This window comes from Mucilaginibacter sp. 14171R-50, assembly GCF_010093045.1.
GTDB lineage: Bacteria > Bacteroidota > Bacteroidia > Sphingobacteriales > Sphingobacteriaceae > Mucilaginibacter.
In genome coordinates this window covers 2,182,727-2,195,716 of the sequence record NZ_CP048115.1, presented here as the reverse complement: position 1 = coordinate 2,195,716, position 12,990 = coordinate 2,182,727, and the positions used below count along the sequence as shown (strand labels likewise).

Here is a 12,990-nt window from a genome sequence, read left to right as displayed (position 1 = left end):
AGAAATTACTGTTTTCATTTTGAGATCGTTTTATTGGCAGCGCGAACCCTGCGAACATCTTTAATGGTTACTGCGCTGGCGCTATTGCCGAAGCTTTTACGAACGTATGTGAGTGCCGCTGCTATCTCATCGTCCTTCAAAAGCGCTTGCGAAGGCATCTCCCCGGAATACATATCTCCATTGACATCTAAATCTCCCTTTAGGCCATTCAATATTATTTTAATAAGGCGCTTCTTATCGCCCAGAACATAGTCGGTTTTAATCAATGGTGGGATCATGTTCTGTGCGCCAACTCCGTCTACCTGGTGGCAAGTCATACAATGCTTTGCATAGATCTCTTTTCCGGTCGTCACGTTGGTCACAGGTAAGACTTTCTTTTGTGCATTAGAAAATGTCGCAATAAAGCTTAATGCCAAAATTATGAGCGCGCTCTTCATATATTACTTCTTGTAAGTAATTCGATAAATAACCCCCGCAACATCGTCAGATAAAAGCATTGAGCCATCTTTTAATACAAGTACGTCAACCGGTCTTCCCCAGGCTTTCTGAGCTTCTTCATCCAGCCAGCCGCTGGCAAATGTTTCATACCCCTCGGCTTTGCCATCTTTCACTTTTACCAGGCTAACCCGGTAACCGTTCTTTTTAGTGCGATTCCACGAGCCATGTTCTGCGATAAAGATCTGGTCCTTATATTCAGTTGGGAACATGCCTCCCGTATAGAACTTAAGGCCAAGGGGGGCGACATGTGCGCCCAGGTTTTGAGCTGGTGGCGTGAATTCTGATGCCTCATGAGTGCCACCAAATTCGGGATCTTTGATGGTGCCGCTATGGAAATAAGGAAAGCCAAAATTCATCCCGGCTTTGGGCGCTTTGTTCAACTCGCAAAACGGAACGTCATCACCTAACATATCCCTGCCGTTATCTGTAAACCACATTTCTTTAGAGGTCGGGCTCCAGGTAAAACCAACTGTATTACGAATACCACTTGCGAATTTTTCAATTTCGGTACCGTCGTCATTCATTCTAAAGATGGCTGCATGACGGTCATCAGGCATGCCGATATTTACCGGTGACCCTACCGGCACATACAATTTACCGTCAGGCCCGAAGGCGATATATTTCCACCCGTGCGCCCATTCGGTTGGGAATTTATCATAGATCACTTCACCCTTTCCAGGAGCATCAAGGTTCTTCTCAATATCCGCAAATTTGGTGACCTTGCTGATCTCAGCAATATATAGAGCACCATTCTTGAGGGCAACGCCGTTTGGGTTGTTCATTCCTGATGTGATCTCCCATTTCTTATCAGCTATATTGTCACCGTCTGAATCTTTTAACGCATATACTTTTCCCGGACGCTGTGTCCCGACAAAGAGTACACCTGATGGTGACATAACCATCGATCGCGCGCCTGCAACCTCAGCATACACGCTGATGGAAAAACCCGCAGGCATTTTGATCTTATCCAGTGGCAAGGCGGCGCTTGCGCTCGTTATGGCAGCTGTTGAACCGTCGTTATTATTTTTTGCAGGCTTAACTATCTTACCGGTGGTGCCGAAAGAAATAACTCCTGCCAGGGTTGCGGCGATGGGTATTAATAATAGCTTGTTCATAGCGATGGTATTATGATTTAGTGTGAAATTGAAAATTAATTTACTTTATAGGCGATAATGCGGTTGGTGCCAAACGAGGGAACATACAGCGTTTTTGTTTTGCTGTCGTAACTGATATCGTTTGCCATAATTTTATTGGCACGGCTATCCAGCAGCACCTGGTTTGTGCCATCAGCGTTTACATAATACAAAATGCCTTTGTAATTACTGAGAATAAACTCTTTATCACCAATCGGTACAATTCCATCCAGTCCGCTTTCAAAACCTTCACTAATTTTGCTCATTTCTTTGTTGGCATTTACTTTTTGAAAAGTTGTGGAGCCTACGACATATAAGTCCGTATTAACTGTTAGCAAACCGTTTGCGCCGGGGATATTTTCAAGATATACTGTCGGTTTATCATTTTCGATCCGATGTACCTTGCCTGTCCGCGTATCACTCACATAAACTATCCCTTTTGAATCTACAGCCAGGTCATTTAACATCCCTGCACCTTCAATTGGAATTCGTTTTAAGACTTTACCTGTATTATCAATGACCGCAACAGCGGAGGTTTCTGCCGTATAAAACATTCCCTTATAAAACGCTGAGCCTTTATTGGAGTTGAGGCCTGTTGCCCAATCCGATTTGATCACTTTTCCTTTGAGATCAAGCTGAACGACAGAGCCGGAACCCATGCTGGAAACAAAAATCGAATTTGATTTGGAATCGAAAAGCGCCGATTCGGGCCCTTTAATCGTAACCGAATCTGACTCCCATAACTTTACAAGGCTGTGCTGTGCGAAGCTTGTAGAACACATTAGCGTCGCGATGAATAAAAACAATGGCTTTTTCATAAGATGATTTTAGGTTTATTGCTTAGGTGGAGCTTCTACGTTAGAGAAATTTAAAACCGCTTGTGGCAGGCGCAATCCTTTGATGGTTATGCCTTCTAACTCCTGATTGAACTGCTTTAATTCATCAGCGGAAAATTTCACATTAGCGGCACCGGTATTTTCCAGCATATGCGCCATCTGTGTGGTTCCGGGTATGGGTACTATCCACGGTTTTTTTGCCAGCAGCCAGGCAAGCGATATTTGTCCGGGTGTAGCATCTTTTTTCACCGCCCAGGTCTTTATCAATCTAACCAGTGCCATATTGTTGGGCAGGTTCTCAGGAGAGAACCGCTCTTCAATACCTCTGATATCGCCGGGCGCAAATCGTGTGTTTTCATCAATAGCGCCGTTCAGAAATCCTACACCAAGCGGGCTCCAGCAAACGAAACCAATGCCGAGTTCTTCGCAAAGCGGAAGGATCGTTTCTTCAGGGCCGCGCCATAAAAGCGAATATTCATTTTGAATGGCGGTAACCGGATGGATGGCATGCGCCCGCCTGACAGTTTGTGCACCAGGTTCAGAAAGCCCATAATGAAGCACTTTTCCCTGGCCGATCAAATCTTTTATCGCGCCGACAACATCTTCTATCGGAACTGCCGGATCAACGCGGTGCTGGTATAACAGATCGATGCGATCAGTGCGAAGTCGTTTCAACATCCCTTCAACCACCTCCTTAATATGTTCGGGTTTACTATTTAAGCCAGGTAATCGTTTCTCCGTTTTCTGATCGATATTCCAACCGTACTTGGTTTCAATCACAATCTTGTTTCGAAAAGAGGATGTTGCTTCACCCAAAATCCGCTCGCTTTCAAACGGCCCATAAGCTTCAGCTGTATCAAAAAGGGTGACACCGTTATCATAAGCTTTCCTGATGATGTTGATCATTTCAGGCCGATATGGTATGGTTGTTTGATAGGTTCGCCACATATTCTGTACCCCTAAACCTATACTCGATACTTCGAGCTTGCCTCCCAGCTTTCGTTTGCCAGGTGCGGCAGACAGAGTTGTTGTGCCGGGCACGATTGTATCTGCGTTACTATTTGTGCTGATCAAAGACGCGCCAGCAAGTGTTAGTCCCGTTTTTAGAAGATTTCGACGATTCATATATAGTGAGTTTTGTTAATGTTGTGGCTGTGCCGCCGGTGCAATGTTTGTTTTCATTTTAACAGGCCGGATCAGTGTTGAAAAGGTAAGAGAACCCATTTTCCACTTGCCATTTTCTTTAAGGTATACTTCCGTTACCATAAAAGCGTGCACGACTTCATTGCCACCTACCACAGCAAGCAGATCAATATCGTTTAGCAGTATAGCGGTGTTACCGAAGATGTTTACCGATGCGCCGTATACGTCTGCTTTCTTATACCAGATAAAGCCACCTTTAATGGTATTCAGTTCCTGGGTCTTGCCCCAGCTTCCACCCATGTGAACAAACACACAGTTCTCGGCAAACAATCCGTTTAATGACTCTACGTTTTTATCTGCCATCCAGGTCCATTTTGTTTTGGATAGATCAAGGATTTCCTGTTCTTCCTTAGTTGCGGTTGTAGTCGCTGCACTTGGTAGTTTTGCCTGGGCATTTGATAGCTGCACACTGGCTACGCACAGGAACAGTCCGATAATGATTGCTTTCATGTTTTTGAATTTTATGTATTTCAGTTATAATATTGATTTTGAATATTTAACGATTAACCATTTTCTGCCCCTGTTCTGAATAACGATGACCCTGTATTTCGATATGAGACAGGCCTTCGTGAATGGAGTGCAGGTCTTGTTCGGATAATTCGATATCAGCAGCACCCGTATTTTCTTCCAGGCGGTGCAATTTGGTTGTACCTGGTATTGGCACTATCCACGGCTTTTGTGAAAGCAACCACGCCAGGGCTATCTGGGCAGGTGTCGCGTTCTTCTCAGCAGCAATTTGTCCAAGTACATCAACTAATGCCTGGTTGGCTTTCCGGTTTTCTTCAGAAAAACGTGGAACGGAATTCCTGTAGTCGCTTTTATCGAAAGTAGTGTTCTCGTTTATTGAACCGGTTAAAAAACCTTTACCCAAGGGGCTGAACGGCACGAAACCGATACCAAGTTCCTCCAGTGTCGGCAAAATTTCCTGTTCCGGTTCTCTCCACCATAAAGAATATTCGCTTTGCAAAGCAGCTATCGGTTGAACTGCATGTGCTTTACGAATAGCATTAACACCAGCTTCAGAAAGGCCAAAGTGCTTAACTTTTCCTTCAGCGATCAGCTCTTTAACCGTTCCGGCCACATCTTCCATAGGTACTTTCGGATCTACCCGGTGCTGATAGAATAAGTCTATACGGTCTGTACGCAGACGTATCAATGAAGCTTCGGCAACCTCACGGATATGCTCCGGACGACTGTCCAAACCAAGCGGCGGTTTGCCATCTTTAAATCCAAATTTGGTTGCAATCACCACCTCATCGCGAAAAGGCGCTAACGCTTCACCTAATAAATCTTCATTTGTGAATGGCCCGTAAGCTTCGGCAGTATCGAAAAAAGTCACTCCGCGTTCAAACGCTGAACGTATTAACATAATAGCTTCCTGTTTTTCTGTAGCCGGTCCGTAGCCGAAGCTTAAACCCATACAACCTAAACCAAGGGCTGAAACTTCCAGTCCACTATTTCCCAATTGTCTCTTTTTCATGCGTCTTTTGTACTTAGTTATTCAATGTTCTTTCGCCTAACCATTTTACCATTTTTGGATCGCGGTGGTCAAAAAAGCTGCTGGAGTTTGTATCAAGCGTTTTGATCTTCTCCATTTCTTCGGCGGTCAACTGGAAATCAAGGCTATTTAGATTTTCTGCCATGCGTTCTTTACGAACTGATTTAGGTATGGCTACGACACCTCGTTGTGTCAACCAGCGTAATACTACCTGGGCAATTGATTTACCATATTTATCACCGATAGATTGCAGCAATTCATTTTTGAACATATCGTTCTTGCCTTCTGCAAAAGGCCCCCATGATTCGATCTGAACATTGTTATCGGTCATGAATTGCTGTGTCTCTATTTGCTGATGGAAAGGATGCGTCTCTACCTGGTTAACGGCAGGAACAATTTCATTATGTATGATCAGGTCGATCAGCCTGTCCGGCTGAAAATTGCTTACGCCTATGGCCCTCACTTTACCCTCTTTATATAATTCTTCCATGGCGCGCCATTCCCCATAAACATCACCGAACGGTTGGTGGATTAGGTACAAATCGAGGTAATCTAACTGTAACTTTCTTAGCGACTCTTCAAAAGCTTTCTTTGTTCCTTCGTAGCCATTTGATTGTATCCAAAGCTTGGTCGTAATAAATAGTTCTTCCCGAGCAATGCCACTTCTTTTGATCGCTTTGCCTACCGCTTCTTCATTCATATAAGATTGCGCCGTGTCAATCAGTCGGTAACCAGTCTCGATGGCATCTATCACACTTCTTTCGCACTCTGCCAGGTCAGTCACCTGAAATACTCCGAATCCTAAAACCGGCATTTCAACGCCGTTATTTAATTTAACTGTTTGCATAATTTTCGTTTTCATCAATCAATACAAAGGTCGTACCCATCGTCCTGAATATTAGGATATGGATTACGGGTATTCCTACCATTATTACTGATTAGTGCAGATTGCCTGATGTAACGGCCTTTTCTATCACATCCAGTCTTGCTTTTTTGGGGTCAGGCTTGCCTACAACCGAGCCATCTGATTGGAATTCGATCAGCTCATTCCGTTTCATATCATAAACCGGCCAGTTAGGTAAACCACCACCATTAGGGTTTCCCGTTTTTGCGAAATTTGTCCAGTAGGTGTTCATGGCTTTCGCCACCTCTTTGTCCTTCGATGCGATGGCCACTCCGTTTCTGCTAATCAAATTATCAAAAGCATAAGCGATCTCTGAAGCGTGTCCTGCTCCATATTTCATCCATTGCTGCATGGAGGGAGATACATAGGAGAAAAGATAAATATAAGCCGGTGCACCCTTCGCGATAATGGCCCTGGCAGTAAACCTTGCAGGTTCTGCCCATACCTTGTCTGTGTTAACAAATGAAAGCATCTTGGGGAATTCAGTGTTTCCATCAGCGTCATAAACGGTTTTTGCTTCGGTTTTCATGTTTCCAAAAAGCGCCAGTAATGAATCTTTAGAGCTGGCATTAACAAAGCCCGCAGGTACTTCCGCACTGTTTGAACCGATCATTAACGGGATTTTTGGTGCCCTGCCTGCATTATAGGCGCTTTGGGCGGTTTCCGTTACCAGTTTACCATCCAGTATAGGTCCTGAATAGATTGGTGCGCCGCCGCGGCCATCCGTTTCCTGCCCGCCATCAACTATTTCGGACACGCTTAATGCCCTAAGTTTTTCCAGTGCTGCAGCATCTGTTCCCTGGATGCCATGCTTTTTTGCGAAGTTGACGCCCATAGTTTCTGCGGATACCCGATAGTGGGCATCGGCGTTTTCTTTATTGATAGGACGACCGGTCAATACGCCGTCCCGGCCACCACCTGATTCAACAATCGCTTTTTGAAACAATCCTTTGGAACTTGGAATAGTTAAAAGCGACTGAACAGATACACCACCGGCAGATTCCCCGAATATCGTTACGTTGCTCGGATCGCCGCCAAAGGCAGCGATATTCTGTTTGATCCATTTTAGGGCGGCGATTTGATCCATGTAAGCGTAATTGCCTTTTGCTTCTTCAGAGTGTTCCTTGCTTAAAGCCGGAAACGCAAAGAAACCAAGACGGCCAAGGCGGTAATTGATTGTTACCAGCAATACGCCTTTATCGGTAAAGGAAGCACCGCTAAAATCACCCTGATTTCCGCTACCTGCAACAAAGCCTCCGCCATGAATCCAAACCATTACCGGAAGTTTAGCGCCGGATGCGGCGCTTGCCGGTTTCCACACATTCAGGAATAAGCAATCTTCGGATGATGTTTTTGATATTTCCGTACCGTTACGCGGCCATCCCATTTGCGCGCAGTCTGCCCCATATTTGGTGGCGTCACGTTCGCCTTTCCATGCCGGAAATGGTTGCGGTGCCCGCCAGCGTAAAGCGCCAACCGGAGCAGCTGCAAACGGAACGCCTTTAAAACTGGATACATTTCCATCTGTTGATCCTTTTAGCGTGCCGGATTGCGTCTTTACTGTCGGAAATGGCGATCCTGATGTTTGTTGAGCCTTTGCGGAGCAAGCGATAAGTAAAGTAAGACCTAATAAGATTTTCCTCATGGTTGATGATTTATGATTTTAGGTACTTGAATGGGGCGTTCAAGTCCTGGTTTACACATTGATAGCTATACAAATGTGCAAGGTATTATTGATGATGATAGGATACATATTACGGATGTTTCTACCATTATTACTGATTTGAAGCCGCTTATCAATAGGAGACCGATAAATGATGTAAATTCGGATAATTAAATAATTCGTGATGGAACAAATGCGCCGCTTTAATACGATCAGTGAATACAATGCCTTTAACAATAATGAGACAAAGCATCCGCTTGTAACAGTAGTAGACCTGTCGAAAGCTGATCCGAGGCAGTTATCACGGATGTATTTTGGATTTTACATAATATTTTTGAAAGATGTCAAGTGTGGGGATTTGGTCTATGGTCGCGATACTTATGATTATCAGGAAGGAACTTTGGTTTTTCTGGCACCCGGTCAGATAGCCGGCTCGAACGGAAATAGCGACTTTTATCAGCCCAAAGGCCACGTACTCGCATTTCACCCTGACCTGATACACGGCACAACGCTGGGCAGGCGCATCCAGGAATTTACATTTTTCGGTTATCAGTCAAATGAAGCATTGCATCTGTCCGAACGCGAAAGAAACCTTGTAGTTGATTGTTTTTCGAAGATAGATTATGAATTAGACCGGGGTGTTGACAAACATAGTAAACGATTGATCGTCTCTAATATTGAATTGTTCCTGGATTACAGCGTGCGTTTTTACGACAGGCAATTCATCACCCGTGATAATGTCCACCAAGGTATCCTTGAACGGTTCGAGCAACTTCTGAATGATTATTTTGAATCGGAAAAACCGGAAACAGTTGGCCTCCCGTCTGTAAACTATTGCGCTGAACAACTGAACCTATCATCCAATTACTTTGGAGACCTTGTGAAAAAAGAGACAGGAAAGACAGCGCAAGAATACATACAAGCGAAATTGATCGATGTTGCCAAAGAGAAAATTTTTGACGGAAGTAAAACCATCAACCAGATTGCCGGCGAATTGGGGTTTAAATATCCGCAGCATTTTGCAAGGGTATTTAAAAAGCGGGTAGGGCAAACTCCCAATGAATATCGCAGCCTAAATTAGGTTTGATAATTTTTGCCAATAGGATCGGTAAACAAATGAATTCTCTGCCTGATTAAATAAGGATACAACCATAATTCTACTGATATTATAACAATTGAGGAAAGCGCAGTCTTTAGCTGCGCTTTCATTCTATTAAATTTATTAATACCCGACAATGGAGTCGAACTAGTGACCTTTCAATTAAATCTTTTATCCAACCTTTTTAAGCGCTGAATTTATCGCTTCCGTTATAATACTATCCTCTATATCCGCCAAATATATACGCGTATCAGCCTGGGTTTCGTGCCCCATTGCTTCCTGTATAATTTTAATATCTACATTAGCCTCGTTAAGGTGGCTAGCAAAACCATGCCTTAAGGCATTAGAGGTAAACTGTTTTTTCCAGCCCACAGCCTCTGCCATAGCTTTGGAATCTTCGTTAAAATCTTTAAGGGCTGAATCAATCCTGACATCTATCTTTTTAGCGGTATCATGCTCTTTCATGATAAACGGAAATATATATCCAGCATCAGATTGCTCCGGGAAAACCTCGAATATTTTAATGATTTTTACCGCTGAAGGATGTAGCTCGAAGTCATAATTTCTTTTATTTTTTGACCGCTTATAGGCAATTCCATTATTAACAAAATCTTCTTTTTTTAGCTTAAGCATGTCATTGAAATTCATGCCCCTCGCGTAATACATAAACTGCATCAATAAATGAGAGCGGTATATTCGGGTATCTTTCGCGGGTTTAAGCTTCAGGATTCGCTCCCAGTAATCCGATTTAATGGAACGCTTCTTTGTCCTGATCCTCTTATACGCCTTAAACTGTATATACTTTTTGGGGTGATGTTCTTTATTACATAGACCATCTGCAATAGCCAAGTTCCATATGCGGTAATAGGTTCGCAAATAATGGCTTCTTGTAGCCTCTGTGGTTCCAGAAATCTGCTTTTCGTAGGCTTCGTGGTCCGCCTTGGTAAATGCCAAAAACATCTTGTCCTTATTATTGAGAAGCTTTTTAACAGTCAGCTTGTTATTGTAAAAAACATTGGCATAGCCAGGGTTATTTACAGAATCATAGTAATCAATAATTGATTGAATGTAGGCTAATATTTTATTTGGCTTCTCGGGTACTGCCGATTGTTTTATTTGATTACTAAGATTTGCCTTAATCTCAGTGTGAGTAATAGTTCGCCCGTTCTTCTCTGCCGTTTTAATTTCAAATTCAATATCCTCCACAATCTTTTTGATCTTGGCAGATAATTCCAAATATTTAGGGTGAGTGATTAACGGCGCACCGTTTTTGTCATCCCAGTGTTCAGGAGAACTACTGAAAGTCGTAGTGATATATTTGGGAACACGGTTCTGCGTCATTCTTATACGCACCTCGTGTTCACCGATTACATAATTTTTATCATCATCAATGATTACTCTGTAAGTCCAAAGGATTGGTTTTAATAGTATGTCCACAACATAATTTCTTCAGTTTTGGTTGCATGCAAAAATGGATGCTACAGCTTTACCTTTTACCTCTGTGATAAAACTGTGATAAAACAAAAGTAGTGATAAATCACTTAAAATGCCAAATAATTTAGTAAATAAATTTAATTAAAATACTGATTTACAGAGATTTGAAGTGATTTGAAATTATTTTGTGTTCTCCAATTTTCGTATGGCATGCAAGAGGTCATCGGTTCGACTCCGATATTCTCCACTTTGACTAACAGGCACTTATGAAACACCATAAGTGCCTGTTTTTTTTTGATGACCAGACCTATGGCCTATAAGTATATATCATTCAGTATTGCTATAACATTCATTTCTTTTATTGTTGGGATGGTCATTAATGCCATTCTGAAAAAGACATCACTTTACAATAAATTATCCGACTTAAATTTCATAAAAAACGACAAACGGAATAAATGGATCGGTGTGGGCATTGTCAGGTGGATCGTACTGAACACACCATTTAAGTTCCTCAATCAAAAACTGAAAGCAACTGAAAGAACCGGGTTGCGCAAGCTGAGGGACGAGATGACCAGTGCAGAAATAGACCATTTAATAGGATTTGTTTTTGTGGCGGTTTTTGCTTCGGTGAAATTCTATAAATCCGACTGGCTATTCGGAATAACCATTATGACAGTAAATGCAGTGATGAATTTATATCCATCTTTATTGCAACAACAAAATAAGAGAAAGATTGACAGAGTATTGAAATACTTCGGCGACCATACTGCGCGATAAAGTCGATTTGAACTTTACCCATTTACCAACGCGATGCAATCGCCATTGGTGCCATTGTAAAACCCTTTTTATGAAACCGCGATTTACAGTTTCGAATCTCTCTTCGTGATTAGCGTCAGTTGCTAAATTCCTTTTGAAAAGACAATTACTTTAACGATCATCCGCTTACCATTCAAAAGTTAGTCCACCACCTCGATAAACCCGCATTTACGGAAGTAGGGCAGCCACAGGCAGGCGTCGGTCATCAGGTCGGAAGTTGGCACGGCCTGGCTTATGCTCACGGCGCTTATGGCTTCGTAAAAGGTAGTATGGTTGCGGCATTCATTCAGTAACAGGTATTGTGTTTCAGTTATCTCTTCCAAAACAATATGATAATTTTTTCGGCTGACGGCCATAAAAGTTTTTTTCGGTGGCGGAAGTTCGTATGCTTCATCACGATAAACAGCCTCAAAAAAAGCTTTCATCGGGAACTCGAGTTCCAATAATTGCAGGCACCCGGGTACGCTGATGTTTAATGTACCGAAAAGCGTGCCCTGCAGATCTACCTGGGTTTTATTTGTTGCGTGGTCCTCTGTACCCGGCGCGCGCATGGCCACCTGCCGCGCGCGTTCTACCCGCGCCAAAGCAGCCGGGATATCATAGCAGCTTCCGTCTTCACCTTCGGGGAGTTGTGGTTTGGTTTTATCTAAAAAATCAGGAAAGTACTTACCAAGGTCATATAAGGTGAACGATGTAGACGGATGATACATCAGGTATGCCTTCGCGAACTGATCAAATAATTCATCACCCATAAACTTTTTACTGATGGCATAGTCGGCATACATGCAATCCAGCAGCCTGAGCATATACCCCGAACTATAAACATTTAACCGCGCATGCACTGATGCTTCCCCCTCTTCGGCCACCACATCGCCTTCGTGCACTCGGTAAAGCCTGTTTGCCAGCCCAATTTTTTGCGTAAGATACCCGGGCGCCATCACAACAGTACGCAACCAGTTTTGCAGTAAAGCGGTATCCTGTTTAACCATTTGATGCTTGTAATTGAAAATCGACAGGGTTTGATACGGGCATATCCGGCGTTTGGTGAATAGCCGTTTGGGGGATATTTCCTTTTAACACTTCGCGTGCCTTAAAAAGTTCGTCAAGTAATTCGGGGTATTCGGGTATCTGTGCATCCCACTCCAGTAAAGTGCTTACGCCGCCGGTAATGGCCTGCGCTTGCGCATATAGCCCCCAAACCTCTGATGGTACCGGCTGGTCGTGGGTATCTACCAGTAAAGCGCCGCAATCAGTAGGGCCGGCAATGTGCATTTGTACAATATGTTCATGCGGCAGGCTGTTAATGTAATTTGCCGCGTCGTAGCCGTGGTTATGCGCCGATACAAAAACATTGTTTACATCAAGCAGCAAACCGCAACCTGTTTGTTTAGCCAGGGCAGACAGAAATTCCCACTCGGGCATAGTTGATGCCTTAAATTGCAGGTAAGTTGATGGGTTTTCCAATATCAGCGGGCGTTGCAGGTAATCCTGTATCTTCAGCACACGGTCCGCCACATGCGCAAGGCTTTCTTCGGTCATGGGCATGGGCAGCAAATCGTGCGTGTTGGTATAGGCAACGCCTGTCCAGCATAAATGGTCAGATATCCATTCGGGCTCAACTTTGGCTGCAAGCTCTTTTAACTTTTGCAGGTAGGTATAATTGATTGGATCAGTACTGCCAACAGATAATGACACTCCATGCATAACAACCGGCACCTGCCTGCGTACATGCATTAAAACGTGGCTGGCAAACCCAAAATCATCCATAAAGTTCTCGCTGATGATCTCGAACCAATCCACCCCCGCCGGGTTATGCAGCAGGTAATTAAAGTGTTTGTTGCGTAAACCCACGCCAAGGCCCAGATTGGGAAGGCCCAGGCGTGGGGTAATTGATATACTCATTTTA

General features: G+C 43.5%; 13 protein-coding genes. 2 read left to right on the top strand and 11 right to left on the bottom strand.

The window, feature by feature from the left end:
* Positions 1–14: 14 nt before the first annotated feature.
* The 8 genes from GWR56_RS10060 to GWR56_RS10025 form a co-directional block, all read right to left on the bottom strand.
* Entirely contained in the window at positions 15–437 is a 423-nt protein-coding gene (locus GWR56_RS10060; RefSeq protein WP_162431071.1) for a cytochrome c, read from the bottom strand.
* A 3-nt stretch (positions 438–440) separates the two neighbouring features.
* Positions 441–1,613 carry a sorbosone dehydrogenase family protein gene (locus tag GWR56_RS10055; protein ID WP_162431069.1) on the bottom strand — a complete coding sequence of 391 codons (1,173 nt, stop codon included), beginning with the start codon at positions 1,611–1,613 and terminating at the stop codon, positions 441–443.
* A 35-nt stretch (positions 1,614–1,648) separates the two neighbouring features.
* Positions 1,649–2,449 carry an ATP/GTP-binding protein gene (locus GWR56_RS10050; protein ID WP_162431067.1) on the bottom strand — a complete coding sequence of 267 codons (801 nt, stop codon included), beginning with the start codon at positions 2,447–2,449 and terminating at the stop codon, positions 1,649–1,651.
* 15 nt (positions 2,450–2,464) lie between these two features.
* Positions 2,465–3,592, bottom strand: a complete 1,128-nt coding sequence (locus GWR56_RS10045) for an aldo/keto reductase (RefSeq protein ID WP_162431065.1) — start codon at positions 3,590–3,592, stop codon at positions 2,465–2,467.
* A gap of 15 nt (positions 3,593–3,607) precedes the next feature.
* Positions 3,608–4,120 (bottom strand): nuclear transport factor 2 family protein, encoded by a 513-nt coding sequence (locus GWR56_RS10040; protein ID WP_162431063.1) that lies wholly within the window; start codon positions 4,118–4,120, stop codon positions 3,608–3,610.
* A 46-nt stretch (positions 4,121–4,166) separates the two neighbouring features.
* Positions 4,167–5,150, bottom strand: a complete 984-nt coding sequence (locus tag GWR56_RS10035) for an aldo/keto reductase (RefSeq protein ID WP_162431061.1) — start codon at positions 5,148–5,150, stop codon at positions 4,167–4,169.
* A gap of 13 nt (positions 5,151–5,163) precedes the next feature.
* Complete coding sequence (locus tag GWR56_RS10030; protein WP_162433171.1) at positions 5,164–6,015, bottom strand: aldo/keto reductase; 852 nt, start codon at positions 6,013–6,015, stop codon at positions 5,164–5,166.
* 91 nt (positions 6,016–6,106) lie between these two features.
* Positions 6,107–7,717 (bottom strand): carboxylesterase/lipase family protein, encoded by a 1,611-nt coding sequence (locus tag GWR56_RS10025; protein WP_162431059.1) that lies wholly within the window; start codon positions 7,715–7,717, stop codon positions 6,107–6,109.
* A gap of 202 nt (positions 7,718–7,919) precedes the next feature.
* On the opposite strand from GWR56_RS10025, the gene GWR56_RS10020 reads away from it, so the two are divergent.
* Positions 7,920–8,816: an AraC family transcriptional regulator gene (locus GWR56_RS10020; RefSeq protein ID WP_162431057.1), complete on the top strand. Its 897-nt coding sequence runs from the start codon at positions 7,920–7,922 to the stop codon at positions 8,814–8,816.
* Between the two features lie 189 nt (positions 8,817–9,005).
* On the opposite strand, the gene GWR56_RS10015 is transcribed toward GWR56_RS10020, so the two are convergent.
* A complete protein-coding gene (locus tag GWR56_RS10015) occupies positions 9,006–10,271 on the bottom strand; it encodes a tyrosine-type recombinase/integrase (protein WP_162431055.1) in 1,266 nt (421 codons plus the stop codon).
* 366 nt (positions 10,272–10,637) lie between these two features.
* Between GWR56_RS10015 and GWR56_RS10010 the strand changes: the two genes are divergently transcribed.
* Positions 10,638–11,045 (top strand): hypothetical protein, encoded by a 408-nt coding sequence (locus tag GWR56_RS10010; RefSeq protein ID WP_202925401.1) that lies wholly within the window; start codon positions 10,638–10,640, stop codon positions 11,043–11,045.
* Positions 11,046–11,224: 179 nt separating this feature from the next.
* On the opposite strand, the gene GWR56_RS10005 is transcribed toward GWR56_RS10010, so the two are convergent.
* Both GWR56_RS10005 and GWR56_RS10000 read right to left on the bottom strand, forming a co-directional pair.
* Positions 11,225–12,073, bottom strand: coding sequence for a putative DNA-binding domain-containing protein (locus GWR56_RS10005; protein ID WP_162431053.1), 849 nt, complete (start codon positions 12,071–12,073; stop codon positions 11,225–11,227).
* Entirely contained in the window at positions 12,066–12,986 is a 921-nt protein-coding gene (locus tag GWR56_RS10000) for a DUF692 domain-containing protein (RefSeq protein WP_162431051.1), read from the bottom strand. The genes GWR56_RS10005 and GWR56_RS10000 overlap by 8 nt, the downstream gene beginning before the upstream one ends.
* Positions 12,987–12,990: the final 4 nt, after the last annotated feature.